General features: G+C 60.2%; 22 protein-coding genes, 1 tRNA gene and 1 pseudogene. 16 read left to right on the plus strand and 8 right to left on the minus strand.

Annotation, left to right across the window (positions count from 1 at the left end; translation table 11 throughout):
- Positions 1-31: 31 nt before the first annotated feature.
- Positions 32-2,137 (plus strand): bifunctional 2',3'-cyclic-nucleotide 2'-phosphodiesterase/3'-nucleotidase, encoded by a 2,106-nt coding sequence (locus BMG07_RS09405; RefSeq protein WP_269758802.1) that lies wholly within the window; start codon positions 32-34, stop codon positions 2,135-2,137.
- Positions 2,138-2,164: 27 nt separating this feature from the next.
- On the opposite strand, the gene BMG07_RS09410 is transcribed toward BMG07_RS09405, so the two are convergent.
- Together BMG07_RS09410 and radC are read right to left on the minus strand one after the other, a co-directional pair.
- Positions 2,165-2,821: a Smr/MutS family protein gene (locus BMG07_RS09410; protein ID WP_198084331.1), complete on the minus strand. Its 657-nt coding sequence runs from the start codon at positions 2,819-2,821 to the stop codon at positions 2,165-2,167.
- Positions 2,821-3,496 (minus strand): annotated as a pseudogene (radC, locus tag BMG07_RS09415) (DNA repair protein RadC). The gene BMG07_RS09410 and the pseudogene radC overlap by 1 nt, the downstream one beginning before the upstream one ends.
- 109 nt (positions 3,497-3,605) lie before the next feature.
- On the opposite strand from radC, the gene BMG07_RS09420 reads away from it, so the two are divergent.
- The 6 genes from BMG07_RS09420 (at position 3,606) to BMG07_RS09445 (ending at position 8,465) form a co-directional block, all read left to right on the plus strand.
- Entirely contained in the window at positions 3,606-4,049 is a 444-nt protein-coding gene (locus BMG07_RS09420) for a peptidylprolyl isomerase (protein WP_198084332.1), read from the plus strand.
- Positions 4,046-5,014, plus strand: coding sequence for a 4-hydroxy-3-methylbut-2-enyl diphosphate reductase (gene ispH, locus BMG07_RS09425; RefSeq protein ID WP_198084333.1), 969 nt, complete (start codon positions 4,046-4,048; stop codon positions 5,012-5,014). Before BMG07_RS09420 ends, ispH begins: the two co-directional genes overlap by 4 nt.
- Positions 5,011-5,976, plus strand: coding sequence for a threonine/serine dehydratase (locus BMG07_RS09430; RefSeq protein WP_269758803.1), 966 nt, complete (start codon positions 5,011-5,013; stop codon positions 5,974-5,976). The genes ispH and BMG07_RS09430 overlap by 4 nt, the downstream gene beginning before the upstream one ends.
- A gap of 30 nt (positions 5,977-6,006) precedes the next feature.
- Positions 6,007-7,338, plus strand: coding sequence for a serine--tRNA ligase (serS, locus tag BMG07_RS09435; protein WP_198084334.1), 1,332 nt, complete (start codon positions 6,007-6,009; stop codon positions 7,336-7,338).
- Positions 7,339-7,394: 56 nt separating this feature from the next.
- Positions 7,395-7,484: transfer RNA gene (locus BMG07_RS09440), tRNA-Ser, on the plus strand.
- A 366-nt stretch (positions 7,485-7,850) separates the two neighbouring features.
- Positions 7,851-8,465, plus strand: a complete 615-nt coding sequence (locus tag BMG07_RS09445) for a hypothetical protein (protein WP_198084335.1) — start codon at positions 7,851-7,853, stop codon at positions 8,463-8,465.
- 17 nt (positions 8,466-8,482) lie between these two features.
- On the opposite strand, the gene BMG07_RS09450 is transcribed toward BMG07_RS09445, so the two are convergent.
- Positions 8,483-8,785: a helix-turn-helix transcriptional regulator gene (locus BMG07_RS09450; RefSeq protein ID WP_307866914.1), complete on the minus strand. Its 303-nt coding sequence runs from the start codon at positions 8,783-8,785 to the stop codon at positions 8,483-8,485.
- 237 nt (positions 8,786-9,022) lie between these two features.
- On the opposite strand from BMG07_RS09450, the gene BMG07_RS09455 reads away from it, so the two are divergent.
- The 6 genes from BMG07_RS09455 (at position 9,023) to BMG07_RS09480 (ending at position 13,374) form a co-directional block, all read left to right on the plus strand.
- Positions 9,023-9,703 carry a hypothetical protein gene (locus BMG07_RS09455; RefSeq protein ID WP_198084337.1) on the plus strand — a complete coding sequence of 227 codons (681 nt, stop codon included), beginning with the start codon at positions 9,023-9,025 and terminating at the stop codon, positions 9,701-9,703.
- Between the two features lie 8 nt (positions 9,704-9,711).
- The gene (locus tag BMG07_RS09460; RefSeq protein WP_198084338.1) at positions 9,712-10,887 is read left to right on the plus strand and encodes a hypothetical protein; all 1,176 of its coding nucleotides are present in this window, start codon (positions 9,712-9,714) and stop codon (positions 10,885-10,887) included.
- Between the two features lie 19 nt (positions 10,888-10,906).
- Complete coding sequence (locus tag BMG07_RS09465) at positions 10,907-11,374, plus strand: hypothetical protein (protein ID WP_198084339.1); 468 nt, start codon at positions 10,907-10,909, stop codon at positions 11,372-11,374.
- Entirely contained in the window at positions 11,347-11,952 is a 606-nt protein-coding gene (locus BMG07_RS09470; protein ID WP_198084340.1) for a hypothetical protein, read from the plus strand. The genes BMG07_RS09465 and BMG07_RS09470 overlap by 28 nt, the downstream gene beginning before the upstream one ends.
- 155 nt (positions 11,953-12,107) lie before the next feature.
- Entirely contained in the window at positions 12,108-12,449 is a 342-nt protein-coding gene (locus BMG07_RS09475) for a hypothetical protein (RefSeq protein WP_198084341.1), read from the plus strand.
- Between the two features lies 1 nt (position 12,450).
- Positions 12,451-13,374 (plus strand): site-specific integrase, encoded by a 924-nt coding sequence (locus BMG07_RS09480; RefSeq protein WP_307866915.1) that lies wholly within the window; start codon positions 12,451-12,453, stop codon positions 13,372-13,374.
- Between the two features lie 46 nt (positions 13,375-13,420).
- Here the strand turns inward: BMG07_RS09480 and BMG07_RS09485 are convergent, their stop codons facing one another.
- From BMG07_RS09485 to BMG07_RS41830, 5 genes are all read right to left on the minus strand, one after another.
- Entirely contained in the window at positions 13,421-15,196 is a 1,776-nt protein-coding gene (locus BMG07_RS09485) for an ATP-binding protein (RefSeq protein WP_198084342.1), read from the minus strand.
- A complete protein-coding gene (locus BMG07_RS09490; protein WP_269758804.1) occupies positions 15,193-16,299 on the minus strand; it encodes an SIR2 family protein in 1,107 nt (368 codons plus the stop codon). Before BMG07_RS09490 ends, BMG07_RS09485 begins: the two co-directional genes overlap by 4 nt.
- Before the next feature lie 102 nt (positions 16,300-16,401).
- Positions 16,402-16,590 (minus strand): hypothetical protein, encoded by a 189-nt coding sequence (locus tag BMG07_RS09495; protein WP_198084344.1) that lies wholly within the window; start codon positions 16,588-16,590, stop codon positions 16,402-16,404.
- A gap of 111 nt (positions 16,591-16,701) precedes the next feature.
- Entirely contained in the window at positions 16,702-16,887 is a 186-nt protein-coding gene (locus tag BMG07_RS41825; RefSeq protein WP_307866916.1) for a hypothetical protein, read from the minus strand.
- On the minus strand, positions 16,854-17,330 hold the full coding sequence (locus BMG07_RS41830; protein ID WP_269758811.1) for a hypothetical protein: 477 nt from the start codon (positions 17,328-17,330) through the stop codon (positions 16,854-16,856). The genes BMG07_RS41825 and BMG07_RS41830 overlap by 34 nt, the downstream gene beginning before the upstream one ends.
- Before the next feature lie 322 nt (positions 17,331-17,652).
- Between BMG07_RS41830 and BMG07_RS09505 the strand changes: the two genes are divergently transcribed.
- From BMG07_RS09505 to BMG07_RS09515, 3 genes are all read left to right on the plus strand, one after another.
- Positions 17,653-18,162, plus strand: a complete 510-nt coding sequence (locus BMG07_RS09505; RefSeq protein ID WP_198084346.1) for a hypothetical protein — start codon at positions 17,653-17,655, stop codon at positions 18,160-18,162.
- Between the two features lie 84 nt (positions 18,163-18,246).
- Positions 18,247-19,062, plus strand: coding sequence for a hypothetical protein (locus tag BMG07_RS09510; RefSeq protein ID WP_198084347.1), 816 nt, complete (start codon positions 18,247-18,249; stop codon positions 19,060-19,062).
- A gap of 90 nt (positions 19,063-19,152) precedes the next feature.
- Entirely contained in the window at positions 19,153-19,704 is a 552-nt protein-coding gene (locus BMG07_RS09515; RefSeq protein WP_198084348.1) for a hypothetical protein, read from the plus strand.
- Positions 19,705-19,710: the final 6 nt, after the last annotated feature.

Here is a 19,710-nt window from a genome sequence, read left to right on the forward strand (position 1 = left end):
ATCTTCCTCACGTTTGCAGGGAGACCCCTCGATGAAGAATGCAGCAGCGACCGCGCCGTTCTTGCGCCTCGCCCCCATGTCCACTTGCGCCGTCGTGCTGGCCGCCGCGCTCACCGCTTGCGGTGGCGGGAGCGGCGGTGGCGGCGGCATCGTCTTTCCGCCGGTCAACCCCGCGCCGCCCGCCGCCACGCCCGTGGCCGCCGGCACGCGCGCCACGGTGGCCTTGCTCGAAACCACCGACCTGCACTTCAACGTGCGCAGCTACGACTACTTCAAGCTCGCCGAAGACAAGTCGTACGGCTACGAGCGCACCGCCACGCTGATCAACGCGGCGCGCAAGGAATTCGCGAACACGATGCTGTTCGACAACGGCGACACCATCCAGGGCACGGCGCTGGCCGACTACGAAGCGCAGGTGAGCCGCATTCCGTGCACGCAGCCGCTGTCGGTCTACAAGGTCATGAACACCACCGGCTACGACGCCGGCACGCTGGGCAACCACGAGTTCAACTACGGCCTGGACTTTCTCAACCAGGTGCTCGGCGGCGGGCTCGACGTGGAAGGCGTCGACGGCACGAAGAAGTGCGCCGGACCGACTTTCCCGATGGTGCTGGCTAACGTGCAGAGCGTGAAGAGCGGCAAGCCGCTGCTGGCGCCCTACACCATCGTGACGAAGCAGTTCGCCGCCACCGGGCCCGACGGCAAGGCCGTGACGGTGCCGGTGAGGGTCGGCGTGATCGGCTTCACCACGCCCGGCATCCTGAACTGGGACAAGCGCTTTCTCGAAGGCAAGGTGCGCACCGAAGGCGCGGTCGAGGCGGCCACCAAATACATTCCCGAGCTGCGCGCCAAGGGCGTGGACATCGTGGTCGCGCTGCAGCACGGCGGCCTCGATGCGTCGCCGTACTCGCCGACGATGGAAAGCCCCGGCCTCTACTTGTCGAAGGTGGCGGGCATCGACGCGCTCATGATGGGCCACCAGCACGGCGTGTTCCCCGACCGCGGCGCCAAGCCCGGCTACACGCAGGCCGGCGTGGACAACGCGGCCGGCACCGTGAACGGCGTGCCCGCCGTGATGGCCAGCTCGTGGGGCAAGGCGCTGGGCCTCATCAAGCTCGAGCTGGTGTACGACGGCAAGGCCTGGAGCGTGGACAAGAGCAAGACCTTCGTCGATGCGCGCTCCACGCAGACCGGCAAGGACGGCGCGGGCAAGGCGATCTACGTCGACGCCGACCCGGCCGTCGCCCCGCAGATCGAGACGCAGCACCAGGCCGCGATCACCTACGTGAAGACGCCCATCGGCAGCACCGACTTCCGCATGAGCACCTACTTCGCGGACGTGGGCGACCCGGGCGCGATCCAGATCGTGAACGAGGCGCAGGCCGACTACGTGAAGACCTACATCCAGGCCAGCCTGCCGCAGTACGCGAGCCTGCCGGTGCTGTCGGTGAGCGCGCCGTTCAAGTCGGGCTATGAAGGCGGACGCGACTACACGGACGTGGCCGTGGGCAACCTCGCGATCTTCAACGCGGCCGACCTGTACCTGTACCCGAACACGGTGTACGCGGTGAAGGTCACGGGCGCGGAGATCAAGAGCTGGCTCGAGGCAGCGGCCAAGCGCTTCAACAAGATCAACCCGGCGCTGACCACCGACCAGCAACTGATCAGCACCTTCCCGGGCTACAACTTCGACATGTTCACCACGCCGGACGTGCAGTACGAGATCGACGTGACGCAAAGCGAAGGCAGCCGCATCAAGAACCTGATGTACATGGGCACGGCCATCGACCCGGCCAAGGAGTTCGTCATTGCAACGAACAACTACCGTGCAACGAGCGGCGCGAGCTTCATTCCCGCGCTGGACGGCCGCGCGACGATCTATCCCTCGCCCGATGCGAACCGCGACGTGCTGATCGCCTACATCAAGGCAAAGAAGACCATCACGCGTGTCGCGAACGGCGCCTCGCGCAGCTGGCGCTTCACCAAGGTGGCGACGGCGGGCAACGTGGTGTTCACGTCGGGGCAGGGGCAACTGGGCGCGGCGGCCGACGCGGGCCTGGCCAACGTCTCGCTGCTGACGGCGGACGACGGCAGCGGCAAGGGCCGCTCGGTCTACAAGCTCGACCTGAACAACTGAAAGAAGTGAGGCCGGTGCCCGTGCGGCTCAGCGCCGCACGGGCGCCAGCAACACCACCAGCGCGCCGGCGCCGCCTTCGGCCGGCTTGGCCTGCACGAAGGCGATGACTTCGTTCTTCTGGATCAGCCAGCGCTGCGTCTTGGTCTTGAGCACCGGCTGCTTGCCCGGCGAGCCCAGGCCCTTGCCGTGCACCACGCGCACGCAGCGCAGCCCCTGCTTGTGGGCCGTGCGGATGAATCCGCCGAGCGCCTCGCGGGCCTCGTCGCTGCGCAGCCCGTGCAGGTCGACCTGGGCCTGGATGGCCCAGTCGCCCTTGCGCAGCCGCGCCGTGATGTCGGTGCCGATGCCGGGCCGGCGAAAGCTCATGGCGTCGTCCACGTCGAGCAGCGTGGTCACGTCGAACTCGTCCGACAGCGACTCGCGCAGCACGCGCTGCTCGTCGAGCTGGTGCTGCACGGGAATGGGCGCGGGCGGCTCGGGCGCGAGCGGCACCGAGGCCTTGCGGCGCAGCGGCTCGGTGGCGCCGATGGCGCGCGTGAACAGGTCTTTTTCGGCGGCGCGCTTGCGCTCGGCCGCGGCCTTGGCCGCCGCCTCGGCGGCTTCGCGCTCGCGGGTTTCGGCGATCACGCGCTGCACCTGCTTGAGGTCGGCCAGGTTCTTCAGGGAAGGCGGGCGCGAGGCCATCAGAGCAGTCCTTTCTCGGCCATCGAGAAGCTCTGTCCGGGGCTCACGATGACGTGGTCGAGCACGCGCACGTCGATCAGCCCGAGCGCGGCGCGCAGCGTCTGCGTGAGCGACTCGTCGGCGCGCGAGGCTCGATGCTGCCGCTCGGGTGGTTGTGGGCCAGCAGCACGGCCGCAGCCTGGTGGTGGATGGCGCGCGTGACGACTTCGCGCGGGTAGACGCTGGTTTGCGTCAGCGTGCCGCGAAACATTTCTTCCAGCGCGATGAGTCGATGCTGCACGTCGAGGAACACCACCACGAACACCTCGTGGGGGCGCGAGCCGATGTGCAGCTGCAGGTACTGCTTGACCGCGTCGGGCGAGTCGAACACGGCGCGCTCCTTGAGCTTTTCGCCCATGGCGCGGCGCGCCAGCTCGAGCACGGCGATCAGTTCGGAGCGCTTGGCGCTGCCGCCCATGCCCTTGACGGACTTGAGGTCGTCGGCGCCCGTGTGCAGCAGGCCCGACAGGCCGCCGAAGCGTTCGAGCAGCTGCTGCGCCAGTTGCAGCACGTTCTTGCCCGCCACGCCGGTGCGCAGCAGCAGGGCCAGCAGCTCGGCGTCCGCCAGCGCGGCCGCGCCCCGCGAGATGAGTTTTTCGCGCGGCCGGGCGCGAGAGGGAGATCCTTGAATGCCATGAAACCCTGGGGTGAAACCTTGGCGGAACGGGGTGGAAGCCCCGATCCTTAAAATGAGGGCCAGTTTATCGGGACACCCACCTTGTCTTTGCCCACCTCTGATGCCTCCATGTCCCAAGTCGTGACTTCCGGCTCCTTCCTGACCCTGCACTACCGGCTGGCCGGACCGGCAGGCGACATCATCAATACGTTCGCCGACAAGCCCGCGACCCTGTCGCTGGGCACCGGCGAGCTTTCTCCCGCCATGGAGCAGCGCCTGATGGGCCTGGAAGAGGGCACGCACGCCACCTTCGAGCTGCCCGCCGGCGAGGCTTTCGGCGACCGCAACCCCGAGATGCAGCAGTGGGTGGCCCGCAAGCTGCTCGCGCAGATGGGCGACCCCGACGAGCAGTACGCCGTCGGCGACGTGGTGCAGTTCCCCACGCCCGACGGCACCGGCAGCTACGCCGGCGCGGTCATCGAGTCGAACGAGACCGGCGTGCGCTTCGACTTCAACCACCCGCTGGCGGGCCAGCCCGTCACCTTCGAAGTGAAGCTGATCGGGGTGCTATGAACTCCGACATCTCGGAAGTCCTGCTGGCCGAACCGCGCGGTTTCTGCGCGGGGGTCGACCGCGCCATCGAGATCGTCGAGCGCGCCATCGCCAAGTTCGGCGCGCCGATCTACGTGCGCCACGAGATCGTGCACAACACCTACGTGGTGAACGAGCTCAAGGCCAAGGGCGCGATCTTCATCGAGGAGCTGTCCGACGTGCCGCCCGGCGCCACGCTGGTGTTCAGCGCGCACGGCGTGAGCAAGGCGGTGGAGCAGGAGGCGCGCGACCGCGGCTTCGAGATCTTCGACGCCACCTGCCCGTTGGTGACCAAGGTGCACGTCGAGGTGGCCAAGCTCGCGAAAGAGGGCTACGAATTCATCATGATCGGCCACAAGGGGCACCCCGAGGTCGAGGGCACGATGGGCCAGCTTTCCAGCGGCATCCACCTGGTCGAAGACGTGGCCGACGTGGCGCGCGTGGCGCCCCTTCAAACCGAAAAGCTCGCCGTGGTCACGCAGACCACGCTGAGCGTGGACGACGCCGCTGAAATCGCCGCCGCCGTGCGCGCGCGCTTTCCGGCCGTGCGCGAGCCCAAGCAGCAGGACATCTGCTATGCCACCCAGAACCGCCAGGACGCGGTGAAGATCATGAGCCCGCAGGTCGACCTCGTCATCGTGGTCGGCAGCCCCACCAGCTCCAACAGCAACCGCCTGCGCGAGCTGGCGCAGCGCCTGGGCACCGAGAGCTACATGGTCGATTCGGCCGAAGAACTCAAGCCCGAGTGGTTCGAGGGCAAGACGCGCATCGGCCTCACCGCCGGCGCCTCGGCCCCCGAGGTGCTGGTGCGCGAGGTGATCGACCGCGTGCGCGCGTTCGGCGCGGTGTCGGTCCGCAAGATGGACGGCATCGAGGAAACCATCAAGTTTCCGCTCCCCAAGGGCCTCAAGCTCGACGACATTCCGCCTCCAGGACACATCTCTTGAACGACACGAAAAATACCGACTGGCGCTCCGAAATCGATAGCGCCGCCCGCAGGCTGGGCGAACGCGCCGGCCATTTCCTGCGCGAAACCCCGCTGTGGAAGCTGCCGGCGTCGGCCTTCGGCGTCGAGGCGCCGGGCGCTGAAATCTGGCTCAAGCTGGAGCACATGCAGGTCAGCGGCAGCTTCAAGGCCCGCGGCATGATGAACCGGCTGCTGGCCAACGACATTCCCGAAAGCGGTGTGGTCGTGGCGTCGGGCGGTAACGCGGGCATTGCCACGGCGGCTGCCGCCAGCGCGCTCGGCGTGCCGTGCCAGGTGTTCCTGCCGGGCGTGTCGCCCGAGGCCAAGCGGGCGCGGCTGCGCGCGCTGGGCGCCGAGGTGGTCGTGGTCGGCCAGCTGTACCCCGACGCGCTCGCGGCCTGCCTTGCGCGCCAGAAGGAATCGGGCGCCTTGCTCACGCACGCCTACGACCAGCCCGAGGTGGTGGCCGGCGCCGGCACGCTGGGCCGCGAAATCGAACAGCAGGGCGGCCTGCCCGACGCCGTGCTCGTGAGCGTGGGCGGCGGCGGCCTGATCGGCGGCCTGGCCGGCTGGTTCGAGCAGCGCGCCCGCGTGGTCGCGCTCGAGCCTGAAAAGGCCCCCACGCTGTTCCGCGCCCGCGAAGCCGGCGAGCCCGTCGACGTCGACGTGGGCGGCATCGCGGCCGACTCGCTCGGCGCGCGCCGCATCGGCGCCATTGCCTGGGAGATCACGCAGAAGCAGGTCGCGCAGGCGCTGCTGCTGTCCGACGAGTCCATCCGCGCCGCCCAGCAGTGGCTGTGGAAAGAGCTGAAGCTGGCCGTGGAGCCGGCCGCCGCGCTGCCGCTGGCGGCGCTGCAGAGCGGGGCGTATGTACCGCGCGCGGGCGAGAAGGTCTGCCTGATCATCTGCGGGGCGAATGTCGACCCCGCCACGGTCGCCTGAACGCAGGCGCTGTTTCCCTAAAATCTCCCCATGCTCGACATCACCCTGCTCCGCAAAGACCTGGCCTCCGCCGTGGCCGGCCTCGAAAAACGCAAGAAGAACCAGCCGTACCTCGACGTGTCGGCGTTCACCGCGCTCGAGGCCGAGCGCAAGACGCTGCAAACCCGCACCGAGGAAATCCAGGCGCGCCGCAACACGCTGAACAAGCAGATCGGCCCGCTCAAGGCCAAGGGCGAATCGGTCGACGCGCTGATGACCGAAGTCAACGCGCTCAAGGCCGAGCAGGAGTCGCAGTCCAAGCGCCTCGAAGAAATCCAGCCCGAGCTGCAGACCCTGCTGCTGGCCGTGCCCAACCTGCCGCACGCCAGCGTGCCGCTGGGCGAGGACGAGACCGGCAACCTCGAAATGCGCCGCTGGAGCCCGAAGGGCGGCGCGGGCGCCAACGCCGTGCCGCTGGGCTTCACGCCCAAGGACCACGTCGACCTGGGCGGCCCGCTGGGCCTGGACTTCGAGATGGGCGCCAAGCTGTCGGGCTCGCGCTTCACCGTCATGAAGGGCCCGATTGCCCGCCTGCACCGCGCACTCGCGCAGTTCATGCTCGACCTGCAGACCGAGAAGCACGGCTACACCGAGTGCTACGTGCCCTACATCGTCAACGCCGCCACGCTCAGCGGCACCGGCCAGTTGCCCAAGTTCGAGGGCGACCTGTTCGCCGCCAAGAAGGGCGGCCAGGACGGCGAGGCCGTGCCCGACCATTCGGCGCTGTACCTCATTCCGACCAGCGAAGTGCCGCTGACCAACTTCGTGCGCGACGAGGTGGTGGCCGAGTCGCAACTGCCGATCAAGGTCACGGCTCACACGCCGTGCTTCCGCTCCGAAGCCGGCAGCGCGGGCCGCGACACGCGCGGCATGATCCGCCAGCACCAGTTCGACAAGGTCGAGATGGTGCAGGTCGTGCACCCCGAGAAAAGCTACGACGCGCTCGAGCAGATGACCGGCCACGCCGAGGCCGTGCTGCAGGCGCTGGAGCTGCCGTACCGCGTGGTGCTGCTGTGCAGCGGCGACATGGGCTTCACCGCCGCCAAGACCTACGACCTGGAAGTGTGGCTGCCCGCGCAGGACACCTACCGCGAGATCAGCTCGGTGTCGAACTGCGAAGCCTTCCAGGCGCGCCGCCTGCAGGCCCGTTTCAAGAACGCGCAGGGCAAGAACGAACTCGTGCACACGCTCAACGGTTCCGGCCTGGCCGTGGGCCGCGCGCTGGTGGCCGTGCTGGAGAACCACCAGAACGAAGACGGCTCGATCAACGTGCCGGCGGCGTTGCGTCCGTACATCGGCGGCGTCGAAGTTTTGCGCGCCTGATACTTTTTGTCGAAACGCCCGAAATTACCCGTATAATCGAAGGCTCGACAGACACCGGAGAGGTGGCAGAGTGGTCGAATGTACCTGACTCGAAATCAGGCGTACTAGCGATAGTACCGAGGGTTCGAATCCCTCCCTCTCCTCCAAGGCTTCTTGTAAGTCGTTGAAATAAAAAAGCTTTTTAGCTTAGCGGTCAACGGCTCACAAGTCAACTCACAGCGGCACCAAGCATTAGCTCGGTGCCGTTTTGCTTTGTGCCTGGTAAAGTTATTTGGTCACCCCCCAGCGGTCGCGGGCGGCTATGATTTTGTTGTCAAAGTGCTGTTTTCGCTCGCCGAAGCCAGGTTTTGACCGAGCGCCGCACAGCAGTGCAGCAAGACGCGAACTGAGGCCTTGAGCTTCAATCTCGCAGACCTCTCCCCTTCCTCTTTGCCCCCCTTCCAGCCATCGGCTGGCAGGTCGGGCCGCTGCATGGGCGCTCGCTTCTTCAATCTCATCAGGAGCTAAGAACCATGGCCACAGCCAAGCCCAAGACCGCAGCAGCAGCCAAAGCTGCGACGCCCACGACCATTGCACCCAAGACGGCAAAGCCCGCAGCCGCTGCCGCGAACAGCACGACCGCCGAGACAGGCCTTCCCGCCGGCTTCGTGTCGCCCTTCACTAGGGTCGAGATGCAGCCGAATGTCCGAATTGACGACGGCCTGTGTTGCATCGCGATGGTCGCGAACCAGTCGCTGGACACGATCACGAAAGCGGCCCACCGAAACGGCCTCCCTCTTCACGGCCCCACCTGGATTTACGGAACGCAGCTAATCGCCATCCTGAGCGAGTACGGTTTCACCGCCGAAGAAAAGGAATGTCCCACCATCGATGCACTACCGGATGTCGCGTTCATCATGGTCGAGTTCAACCCAGAAACGCAGTTCGGCCGTTGGGTCTTGTGGCATCACGTGAGGGCAACCGAGAAGACCCCGTCCTTTCACTACATCTGCGACCCCGCGTCGTGGATTGAGCCCAGGTACTTTGTGACCACAGAAATTCGGCGACTCATCACCCCGAAGTCGCCCATCCATTTTTTATCCGTCGCGCCCAAGACGGCGGTCAAGGGTAAGAGCGGCACGAAGTAGCCAACAGGGCGCGAGACTCAGGAGCGCTTTGGGGGCTTCTTGATTACTCGCACCTTTCGGGTTGGTAGTGGCTCCACAAGCTCTGCAAGCGACATGCTGAGTCCGCCAGCAATTCGCCAAGCGTTGTAGAGGGTCACCCGGCGCTCAGCGCGCTCTACGAAGCCAATGAAGTTCGGATCAAGTTCCGCGTAGGCCGCCAATTCGGCCTGAGTCATTTCCTTCTCCAGACGTCGAGCGCGGATGGCTTTACCAAGAAGAACACTCACCTTTCGGACTTCTTCTTTGGCGGCTGCTTTGATTTCTTTGTCAGAAGCTGCCACGGGGACTTTGGCGGAACGAGACGACGCAATAGGCATTGCGAGAAGTCTTGATGTCCGTCGCATCTACGTAAACTCACTAGTCGTAGTTTTTATGGCAGACTTGAAAACTAGACTAGTGATTCAAGGTGGCTCGTGTCATGCGGCGCCTTCGACCAGCACGACCAAGCCGCAACTGAGCTGCATGGGCTCCCGCCCCATTCGACTCATCAGCCAAACACAACAACGGAGAAGACATCCATGAAGTTCCAACCACGCCCGCAGGAAGCGATCCTGTTCGAGGGTGACGGCACCTTGCTCAAGAGCAAGATCAACGTGAAGGAGACCGAGGTCATCGTCACGGACCAGCGCCTCGTCATCGGCGCGAGCGGCCAGACCATCGAGAAAGCCGACTTCGCCTCTGTGACCGAAGGCAAACACGGCTTTGCCGCTAAGCTGGTGTTCGCGCTCCGCGATGGCAGCACGATTGACCTGATGGCCGCCAACGTCGGCAGCTTCAAGGCCGCGGCGTTCATCCTGGCGGGCCAATCAGAAGCCGGTGCCGTGCCTACGATGCCCGCTGCGCCGGAGCTGTCACAGGTCAAGAACGGCACCGCGTGGCTCGCAGCGTTCGGCCCTCTCTTCACGGCTATGATCGTGTTGGTCCTCGCCGCGCTGTTCTGGGGCAACCCTGACAACTGGGGCTGGCTCACGGTGATTCAGATCTTGTTGCTGCGAATAGCCCTCCTATGGATTTTCCTGCGCATCGACTATCTGTCGCTCCAGAAGCAGGGCTACGCCGTTAAGCAACTCGGCTTGGCCGACCCGGCCGTCCTCCCGTACTACCTGTTCAGCCGCGCCAAGGTCTTCGGGCACAGCAAGATTTACGGCATCACATGGTGCGTGCTGGTCGCCCTCGACCTCCTGCTGGCGTTCGCATGAGGCCCGTCATGATGCTTCGCACCGCCACCTTTGCCGCCGTTGCCATGGGCCTTGCCGTGTCGATGTCGTCTGTCTTCGCTCAGACACCGCCGCAGTTCAACTGCCCCGTCCGCTTGGAGCTCCTGACCGAGATAGACGGTGCGGGTGTGGGCGGGCTGGACAGGCTCATCTACGGCGTGCGTGCGCGCGACTGGAAACCCGAGTTCCTCGACCAGGCACTTCGCCGCTATGAAGCCTGCCAAGCCGTAGCTCCCGGCCCTCAATCGCTCAAGGATGCCGAGCGTGCCGATGCGCTGCGACAGTTCCAGTTGTTCAGAGGCTCGCTTCAACAACGCGACCGCTTGTTGGCGCAGGAAGCCCGGCAAGCCAGTGCCCAGACCGCGGCAGCTCAAAGCGGCGCGGCGCAGATCGGCCAGCGTGATGGTGTGCTGACATGGGCCTACACGACACGGCGAGCGGGCAGCGCGTTTGCCTCGGAGCCACGTTCCATCACTTGTGCCGAACCCGAAAAAATGCCTCAGGACCTGTTGACCCTGTCGCCGCAAAGTCAACTGGAGTTGCCGAAGTTCTACGCGGCCTGCGTCCAGGCGCATCAGATGCCGGGGAGTGCCGTGGCCTTGTTCAAGGAAAGCATCGATGAACTTGCCCAAGAACGCCAGGCCCAGGCTGGGTTCATCGCCAGCGTGCGCAATCTGGTGGCTGCGCTCCCACAGCAACAGACCGATCAAAGCGTGTCGGCGCTGGAGAAGGCCAACCGCTTCCAGTCGAGCAGCGAGCCTGCAGTCAACGCCGCAGCGGATCAACTCACCACGCTGCGGCAACAGGTCGACGCCAGGGAGTGTGCGGCGCACGGCAAGCAAGCTGGCATTCCCGCGGACTTACTGCGGGCGCAGTACTTGGTCGAGTGGTCCACTCCCGCGCCGCTGGTCGGGATGGCCTGCACCGCCGCGCGAAACGGCGTGCCGTTCCGGTTCAGCGCCAAGGGCTTGCTGTCCAAGGACAGCTTTGAAGTGAAGGGAGCGACCAGCATCAAAGTCGTTCTCGCCCGACAGCAGATGGCCGAAGGGGGCGTTCTGCTAGTGCCGCTGGAAGGTACGGTGCAGGGCAAGACCTTCGAGGTCACTCGTCAGAACCTGCAGGTCCTGGCACAGCAGATCCGCGTGGCGCTCAAGACCTCGCGCTGAAAAATTCTTTGGAGTTCATATGACCCTCTCCCATCTATCCCGCTTCTTTACCGCCGTGGTCTTGGGTGCCGCTCTATGCGCCAGCGCATCGGCCCAACTGTTCGGCAGCTTTGGCTTCGGTGCGAACGTGTTCGATACCAAGGGACTCGATAGCGACAAGATCCCGTCGCAGCAATGCACCGGCTTCTACAAGACGCCCAACTTCAAGTGCGAAGCCATCAAAGTGCCCGTGTACTTTGCCCGCGTGAAGGACGGCGACCGGCGTGCGTTGGTCGTCATCCTGCCGGGCGCGGTGGACTGGACAAGCGCCACAGCGACTACGCGAATTTCCTCGCAGCCAACGGTATCAATGCCGCCGTTATCGATCCGTGGCGTGCGCGTGGCTCCGCCCACTCCAGCGGTGACCCCACGACTGATCGCAACAAGGGCGGCGACGATATCAACTTCGCCATCGACGGTATGGCGGTTCAGGCTCAGTTGCGCCTGACCGACGAGTGGAAGAACACCAAATTCGGCTTCCTCGGTGAGAGCCGCGGCGGCACCTCGGCCATGATCGTGCTGCGGCCCTTCATCGAGGCTATCGTGCGCGACTACATCGGCGTTCCAGCCGGTGCCAAGGTCAACTTCGACGCTTCGGTGGGCCTGTACCCCGCGTGCGTCGACCGCTCCAGCATGGAAGGCTTCAAGAAGGTGCCCGTGCTGATTGTGTCGGGCGGAGCAGATGCCGCGGCCCCTCCCGAAGTGTGCGAGCGCCAAGTTGCATGGATGAACAAGCGCGGCGGCAACGCCACGTTCAAGGTGCTGCCGGACGAGTACCACGACTGGGACGCGCCCACCAAGGCCGTGATGACCGACTACGTGAGTTCCGGCAAGTGCGAGAACATGTTCCAGGGCGACAAGATCGTGCTGCTGCAAACGCAGAAGGGGTTCCCGACAACGCCCGACGGCATCAAGGCCATGAACGCCGAGTGCCGCACGCGGGGCTACATGATGGGCCACCGAGGCAACCCGCAGACCGGCTACGACGTGTGGCTGGAGTTCTTCAAGCAGAAGCTTCTTCCATAAGGCTGAGCACATCGACATGTAGTCTGCGCCAATCCATCCCGCCGTAGCTATCTACGGCATTCCCACACAGAGCACGCCGCTCGCACCATCAGGTGCGGCCGGCGTGCTTTGTCGTTTCCGAGTCTCCGCTTCCACCCTCAACCCAAGGAGTTCCCATGTCGAACGACAAAGTATCCGTGCCCGCGCAGGACGTTCAAGCCCTCAAGACCTACAAGCCACTGTTCGAGTTGGGGCAGATCGTGGCGACGCGTGCAGTCCTTTCTCACATGGAGGAGCATGCTGTGTTCCCCGCCGCGTTGCTGTCGCGCCATCAACATGGCGACTGGGGCAATGTGGACCCGGAGGACGCCAAGGCCAATGATCAGGCGGTGCTGTCTGGAGCCCGCGTTATGAGTTCGTTCACCGTGGCCCACCTCGTCGTCTGGATCATCACGGAAAGTTCGACAGGCGAGGGGAAGAGAGCCAGCACCTGCCTGCTGTTCCCCGAGGAGTATTGACGTGGCAACCGGCGAAAAGACCAAGCCCTCTGCCATGGTGCAAGGCTACGCAGCGGCCTCGGCGGCCGACTCAACCCGTAGGAGCTATGCCCAAAGCATGCGCCATTTCCAGGCCTGGGGCGGCAAAGTGCCAGCGACCGCAGGTATGGTGGCCGAATACATCGCGTCTTGCGGAGGAAGCTTGAAAACCAGCACCATCGCGCACCGCTTGGCTGCGATCAATCGCGCTCACCAAGATCGAGGTTTTGAAAGCCCTGTCAAAGCTCCGCTCGTCAAGCGGACGATGGAGGGGATCCGACGAAGCTGCGGGGTACCGCCGCGAAGAGTACGGGCGCTTGGGAAAAGCGATCTCGTTGAAATCTTAGTGAGCGTTGCCAAGCAGAAGCCGCTCAAGGCTGCACGCGACAAAGCAATCCTGCTGCTTGGATGGGCTGCCGCGTTGCGGCGGTCTGAGTTAGTAGCACTAACGGTGGAAGACATCGTGACGTACGACACGGGATGTGATCTGCTCATACGTAGGTCGAAGACAGATCAAAGGGGGGCGGGGCAAATGGTGTTCGTTCCTATCGCAAAGTCGAAAGAGCGGTGTCCAATCATTGCACTGCAAGCGTGGTTGGAGATGGCGGAAATCACTTCCGGACCGTTGTTCAGGCAGGTGAGTCGTCATGACTATCTCGTTGGCGAGCGCGGCCTGACGGGGCAGGCCATCGCGCAGGTGGTGCAGGCGGCGGTGCGAACCGCGAGGGGGCCAGAAGCCGCGGCCGAGTGCGCAGCGCATTCGCTCCGCGCCGGCTTCGTAACGGAAGCGGCGTCGGTCGGAGTGCCGGTCAACGAAATCATGAACACCACGAGACATACTTCAGTCGCCACCCTGTATGTCTACATTCGGCCCGTCGAAAAACGGCGAGCGCAAAGCTTGCTCTAGTTGGTAGCTCGCTGTAGATCTCGATCCGTCCTATGGGCGAAGCGATTCAGGCCGGCGGGATCGCCCATAACTCTTCAAGATTTACGTCATCGCTGGCGGGCCGATGTTCTTTGAGGAGGGGATCAATCTTCAAAATCATGGGTAGGTCAAACGCTGTTCCTGTGACCACGCAGCATCCTTTGGCTAGAGTGGGGATCAGAGCCTTGGACGACGCATCGAGGGTACTGATCGTGTTATCCAGCAGCATAAGGTCGCGCTCGTTCACTAGTCGGTGGATGAAGAAGTTGTGGATCTGGGAAACGATGGTGGGCGAGATGTCGGCAGGCCTCTGGCTGGAGAGGGTCAGGTAGACCCCGTATTTGCGACCTTCCTTGATTATTTCCTCAAAAAGTTCAAGCCGGTAGTCCTTCCAGATCTCGTGCTCCCTTGTGGACTGCTCTGACAGGATGTTGTGAGCCTCGTCAATGATGAGATGGAGAGTTCGAGTTGGTGGACTCTTCAAATTCTCCGAATCCTTGTGATTGATGTAGAAATTCTTGGCAATCAGAAGCGGCAAGATTTTCTTAATCTCGTTCTTGCACTTCTTGAGCGAGATGACATGCAACAGGTGTCGAGGGGGTGGTACGTCCACAATCTCCAGCACATTGCGGAGAGCCGTGATGGACGATTTCGCTCGCGAGAGCACAGGCTGAATATGTTCGTACTGGGCATAGCCTAGAACCACGTCGGAACAGAGTTGCAGGTAGCACCTGAGAATGAGTTCGGTGAACTGATCCATGCCGGCTAGGTCGACATACTCATCTAGCAATGGTTTCAGATGGGCAATGAATCCGTCACTGTCAGAATTATAGTAATTCCCTTCAGCATCTCTGAAGTACTTGTTCTTGGCGTTGTAGGTTATCCCTTTTAAGTGCTCCTGCAACTCCTCGCAATCAAGAATTCGAGCGATCTCGCGGCTCAGCTCCAAGGCATCAGGCTTTGGCTCACTTGCACTGAATGCCCTTTCAAAGGTTTTTTCAATGTAGCGTTCCAGCGGCGCATCTTTGAATCGCTCCTTTCCGGCGAGGACGCGTCGCAGGAAGGGTTGCTGGGTGTTGGTCGTAGCTTGAAATAGAAGGCTTAGCGTCTCAGCATCCCAGAAATGAGGCGATTCAATCTTGAATTTGTCACCTTTCTTCTTGTGATCAAGAATCGTGATTTTTTTGTCCTTCGCGGGAAGAATCTGACCTTCGGTATATTCGCCATTAAAGTCAATGATGACGAATTGGCTCTTATTCTTAAGTACTTCTAGCTTCTCGTTAAAGAGAGTCGTATAAAGCTTAGCCAGGGTGTTCGACTTCCCGCTTCCCGTATTGCCAAAGATTCCAAGATGGCCGTTGAAAATCTTTGACCATGGTAGGTTGATGGGAACATTCTCCTTCAGCATCGAGCCAATGGAAAAGCGGGTCTTACCTTCTGTGCCGTAGATTTTCCCGACCATAGGTTCACTAAGGAGTGAAGCCTTATCCCGGATCATGGGCATAAACTTTACACCCTCAAAAAACTGGTCATCGACGATGTACCCGATGGGACGCACGTCTACCTTACGGATATAGAGCGTCTTCTCAGCATCGGCATCAAGCTTTCGCTCATCTAGATACTCGCCCTCCACAAGGCAGACGATGTCGATGAAACCGCGCTGTATTGAGACATGCTCTCTAAGTGATACGCCTCTGTATTTCACCCCATCGTAGAAGATGGTTTCCTGGCTGGAATCCTCGAAAATGCGCAGGGAGATCCGAATACCCGAGACAGCGATCACCTCGCCAACGACGATGCTCATATGTCGTCCTCAAGTGGGGCATAGGCCTCCGGCTTGAGAGAGAAGACGTACTTGTTGAAGGCACTGAAGTCCATCTTCACGCCGTCAGGTGGGCCGATTACTTTGACATTCTTCCATTGTTTAAACTCTTCCTTCATTGCCTCGGCACTGCCTTGGTTGTAACAACAGATAAATGTCTGAAGCTGCGGATTAGATAATGAGCGTTGAACAAGCTTAAGGATGTGTTCGTCGGCAAAGGAGAAGCCGAAGGTAATGAGAATGGAGTTGGGTTTTTCGAGTTCGTAGCTCAACAGCCTGAGCATCTGGTAATAATGCTCTTCAAAGACGGTTTCGTGAAACTTCCATTTCGTAGGGTTAACGATTGGAAGTTTTTTGTACTCACTCCAAAATCGATTCATTTGTTGGCTGGTGAACGACACGACTGGAATGCTTGCGGTAGTACCTCCCTTCGTGCCGAGGAAGGTGGAGAATTTTTTAATCTTGTTGATGGTTTGTGGATTGAGTAAATTCTTGAAATCGTTGGAGTACGTGACTTCAATCTTTTCCCCGCTTTTTGACCAATAAACAGAGCCGTGAAGGTGGATGATATTAAGCTGAGGGATGCCATAACTCGTGCGCTCAAAGATGCCGGTTTGGCACTGGAAAGTATTGAAATTCTTGGCATGCAGGTGCTTTTTATGAAACCCAGAAGTGCCGTCATTCACAACAAAATCGTGGGAGCCTTTTATAAGCAGATCGTCTGCAGTGTGAGCAAGGCATCCATCGTAATTGGTCGTGAAAATATTGATCTTGCGGTTCAAGTCTTTTCTTCTGTCCAGCAAGCCAAGGAGTGTTTTTAAGAACGTTTCATAGTTTTCGAGGTTCGCCAAACGTTTCGCATCTTTGACCATTGACGGTGAGAAGGTCTGTACTGGGAAAATGCACGTGTTGTAATAGTGCATGAAGAGTGCCGTATGCTTTTCGTGATAAGTCTCGAATTTGGTAGCAAGCTTCTCAATCGTCTCCCATTCGCCGTTCGCATCTTTGATGTTCAGCGCCAATGTTGGAAAAAGGTCTGCTGATGCGCCAGACCCTATAAGAATGTTGACATTCTTGTTGTACATGTCCAGTGCGTCTATTGACTCAAACATGGTGATCCTCTTTATTTGTCTTCTTCGTAAAACGGCGCATTCAACATCGCGACGCTGACTTTCTGGGCCTTGGCTTCATGCGCTTTGGTAAGCTCTTGCCCGCCCGTCTCCCTCGCCATCAGGTTCGTCAGAAACCGCTCGCCGGATGAAGGGAGCCAACCCCATCGGGAACACGTCTTCCTCGATCTGCGACGCGCCGCCCACCACGCCGAAGTACTGAAGCAGCCGGTCGGTTGCAGTGACGGGCACGTAGTTGGCGCACATGGGATCAAGCGTATCGTGGGCTGTGGCTGCGTGGTTCTCGTTTTGGGGTGCAGTCGCTAGTGAAAATCCCGGCTCACGGTCGACAGCCGCCCCAGCAACGGCGTCAGGTCCTCAAGCCTGCCCGCTCAAGCTCATGAGTGCATCGGCGCCTGCCAAAAGCTTCATCTCGTGATGCTCCAGGCCAGCACGTCGCGCGAGGTCTTCGGCACTCGCGAAAAGCGCCGCTTCGCGTGCCTCCACGATGCGTTGGGCAGAGGCCCACTTCAACCCCGACAGTAGCCGCAGTCCGAGACGCACCGCCGGCGCATGATCGATGTCTTCCAGCGTGCAGTCCAGATCTCCGCCTGAATCCAGGCGAGGTGACGCTCGTCGACATCCTGCTGGCGCAGGCCAGGAAGATGGGGATGCTTGGGTGGGCTGACGACGATGACGTCCTTGCCTTGGGACACGACGTCGCGGATCGCCGGGCCGAGCAGGCGCCATTCCACGACACTGGGCTGAGGCTGCAGGAGTTCGGTCAGGGCGTGGGCGGGCCAGCCGCCGCCGGGGAGTTCCTTGTCTAGGTCTGGAAAGCCCGTGAGGACCACCTTGGTGGTTGGCGTCCCGAGCTGGTCGCCGCGCCAGACGGCGGCCTGCACAGTAGGCGGCAGCTCGCCCGGGGGCAGTGCAGCACGTGCCAATGGGCGCTGACGCGGTGGCTCAGTCTCGTATTCGTCATTCCAGTCCAGCAGCGCAGTCATGGCATCAGTACTGTACAAAACAACAGTATTACGCAAAAGTATGCGTTCTGTGGCGATGTTTTTGTAACGGTCGCGCACCGCAAAACAGTGCCCTCGGCATAGCTCTAGATGGTCCCAAAGCATCTGGAGACGACTGGCGCCCTCCCTGCTCTGCGTGGCGTGAGCGAGCGCGGCTACAGCAACTCATCATCCTTTAGCATCTGTTCATGCCGTTCGTTTGCTAAAACTATATTGATAGTTTCAGATTCATAGCGGATGAGGTTGACTTTTTACGGGCTTATGACAGATACTTGGTCCGTCGTAACTTGAATGGATGCAAGAAATGCCAGCTAAAGAAGAGGCTCACAAAACTATCTGCGTTCTCACGGCGCGCGGGCTCGAAACGATCTTGGCCGAGGGGGGGACTCAGGCATGGGTCCTGGACAACGGGCGAGCAGCCCGGTTCAAGTACGTGGTCTGCGTTCAGAACCGCGGCTTCGCGGACGATTGGGGCAAGGCTTCTGCCCCGCACCACACCGCTTTCGTCGTCGGCAAACTCAAGGACGTCATTGAGGTCCCGAATAACAGCTCCGACAAGCCACGTTGGCTTTTGACTTTTAGCGAGTACGCCGAGGTGGATGTACCTGAAGCATGGCCTGGATATCGGAACCCGGTGTGGTACACCGACTTGGAAGGAATCGGCATCGAGTTCAGCTCGCTGCGTTTCAAACCAATGCCAAAGCTTTCCTCAAGTGCAGAAGAGGAACAATTGACGATACCGGAAGCGAAGCGTCGACTTGCGCAGACCTTCGGAGTTAGTCCTGAAGCCATAGAAATCACAGTGCGAGGCTAGTGCGATTTAGTTACCACAAGATAACGTCTAGGGCGGACTGGAAGTCCTTTTGGCTTATTGATTTATTTTCGAAGTGACAAAAAAATGCTAGATAAAGTTCCAACTAAAACTAGGATCGAAGCCCTCGTTGAGCAGGTTCAAAAGCTTTTAGGTGACGCTGACGGTGAAATGTTGGGCGGGGCCTCACCAGAATATGAGGGCTATGATGCGGAGGAGTTGGCGAGCTACTTTATCGAACGCGCATTTGTCACCCTTGGGGTGCTCGCGGAAGCTGTGGGTCTACCCGGTATTAGACAAGAATTGCAACAGTTGCAGGCCGAGGCTAGGGTCAATGGATTCACCAGCAGCAAAATGGGCGATGAGGAACCGTATCTAGTTTGGGGTTCGAGGCTTCGTCAGTATGTGGACGCAATCGCACAGCTTCATGGGTTGAAGAAGTCAGAGCAAACGCTTTTGGCCGAATTAAAAGAGGTCGTGCAACGAACAGAATACTTCTTGAGCGATTCTCTAGTCTTTCTCGATGCGCCAAAGTCCGAAAAAGACGTACATGATCGCATTGAAGGAGTCTTGCGGTGCTATTTCCCTGATCTAATGCGAAAGCCAGCGCTGGCTAAGCCGGTTAAGAATTATGAGCCTGACTCAGGTATTCCTTCTTTGAAAACATTGATTGAATATAAATTCATAAAGACCGCTGCGGATGCCAAGCGGGTTGCCGATGAAATCCTGGCTGACACACGTGGTTATGCATCGAAGCAATGGCCGAATATTCTTTTTGTGATCTACGAAACAAAAAGGGTGAAATCGGAAAAGGAGTGGAGTGACCTTTTGTCTGAATGTGATCTGGACGCCGAACACTATGGTCTCGTAGTTTTACGAGGCGAACCGGTCAAGAAAAAATGAGCAGATTCGATGCGTCAGTAACAAACTCCGCTCGGCTTAGCAAAATGCCCAATAAAAAAATGTCAGAACAGGAGGAATTTGAGAGCCTCAATGGGGGTGTCGATAGAGATTTTTGCTACTTGGTCGACAGTCTTTTTTTCATGCAGTCCTGAGGATATCGACAAGGGGTGTAGTGCTCAACTCGATGCCGTCGGGAAGGGGGGGGGGGTGCTTTGGGAAAACATTCATGTCTTCAGAACCAGTTTTAGAAAGCTTGATTTTTCAGCGATAACCGCTTTGCGGCCCAATTACCAAAATGCCTTTAAAGCTGTCATTGAGTTGCAAAACATCCTTGAAATGACAACTTCTAGATTAAAAGACTCCGAAGAGTCTTGGCATTTGATCGCAACGGACATGCGAGAGAAACTCAAAAATCTTTCAGATTGGGAGCGCAGTGTGGAGCTTGAAGAATTAAAGGAGCCCTATTGGAGCTGGTTGGGCGATGGGCGTTTTTTAGCGACTAGGTCGCAATTGGGGCCTAGTGTTCATATGCTTTTAGACACGCCTGCGGCGTACTCGCGGCACAAACGTCTTATAGCAAGCGATTTAATTAAACTGCGCACCCTAGTTGATGAGCAATATATAAGAAAAAAATTCGTTTAAAGATCC

This window comes from Variovorax sp. E3 (assembly GCF_016082275.1).
Lineage (GTDB): Bacteria > Pseudomonadota > Gammaproteobacteria > Burkholderiales > Burkholderiaceae_C > Variovorax.

Excerpts from the sequence above, each read along its gene's own strand:
- BMG07_RS09405 (WP_269758802.1), top strand. The coding sequence starts at position 32 with ATGAAGAATGCAGCAGCGACCGCGCCGTTCTTGCGCCTCGCCCCCATG.
- BMG07_RS09410 (WP_198084331.1), bottom strand. The coding sequence starts at position 2,821 with ATGGCCTCGCGCCCGCCTTCCCTGAAGAACCTGGCCGACCTCAAGCAG.
- BMG07_RS09420 (WP_198084332.1), top strand. The coding sequence starts at position 3,606 with ATGTCCCAAGTCGTGACTTCCGGCTCCTTCCTGACCCTGCACTACCGG.
- ispH (WP_198084333.1), top strand. The coding sequence starts at position 4,046 with ATGAACTCCGACATCTCGGAAGTCCTGCTGGCCGAACCGCGCGGTTTC.
- serS (WP_198084334.1), top strand. The coding sequence starts at position 6,007 with ATGCTCGACATCACCCTGCTCCGCAAAGACCTGGCCTCCGCCGTGGCC.
- BMG07_RS09445 (WP_198084335.1), top strand. The coding sequence starts at position 7,851 with ATGGCCACAGCCAAGCCCAAGACCGCAGCAGCAGCCAAAGCTGCGACG.
- BMG07_RS09455 (WP_198084337.1), top strand. The coding sequence starts at position 9,023 with ATGAAGTTCCAACCACGCCCGCAGGAAGCGATCCTGTTCGAGGGTGAC.
- BMG07_RS09460 (WP_198084338.1), top strand. The coding sequence starts at position 9,712 with ATGATGCTTCGCACCGCCACCTTTGCCGCCGTTGCCATGGGCCTTGCC.
- BMG07_RS09465 (WP_198084339.1), top strand. The coding sequence starts at position 10,907 with ATGACCCTCTCCCATCTATCCCGCTTCTTTACCGCCGTGGTCTTGGGT.
- BMG07_RS09470 (WP_198084340.1), top strand. The coding sequence starts at position 11,347 with ATGGCGGTTCAGGCTCAGTTGCGCCTGACCGACGAGTGGAAGAACACC.
- BMG07_RS09475 (WP_198084341.1), top strand. The coding sequence starts at position 12,108 with ATGTCGAACGACAAAGTATCCGTGCCCGCGCAGGACGTTCAAGCCCTC.
- BMG07_RS09485 (WP_198084342.1), bottom strand. The coding sequence starts at position 15,196 with ATGAGCATCGTCGTTGGCGAGGTGATCGCTGTCTCGGGTATTCGGATC.
- BMG07_RS09490 (WP_269758804.1), bottom strand. The coding sequence starts at position 16,299 with ATGTACAACAAGAATGTCAACATTCTTATAGGGTCTGGCGCATCAGCA.
- BMG07_RS09495 (WP_198084344.1), bottom strand. The coding sequence starts at position 16,590 with ATGTGCGCCAACTACGTGCCCGTCACTGCAACCGACCGGCTGCTTCAG.
- BMG07_RS41830 (WP_269758811.1), bottom strand. The coding sequence starts at position 17,330 with ATGACTGCGCTGCTGGACTGGAATGACGAATACGAGACTGAGCCACCG.
- BMG07_RS09505 (WP_198084346.1), top strand. The coding sequence starts at position 17,653 with ATGCCAGCTAAAGAAGAGGCTCACAAAACTATCTGCGTTCTCACGGCG.
- BMG07_RS09510 (WP_198084347.1), top strand. The coding sequence starts at position 18,247 with ATGCTAGATAAAGTTCCAACTAAAACTAGGATCGAAGCCCTCGTTGAG.
- BMG07_RS09515 (WP_198084348.1), top strand. The coding sequence starts at position 19,153 with ATGGGGGTGTCGATAGAGATTTTTGCTACTTGGTCGACAGTCTTTTTT.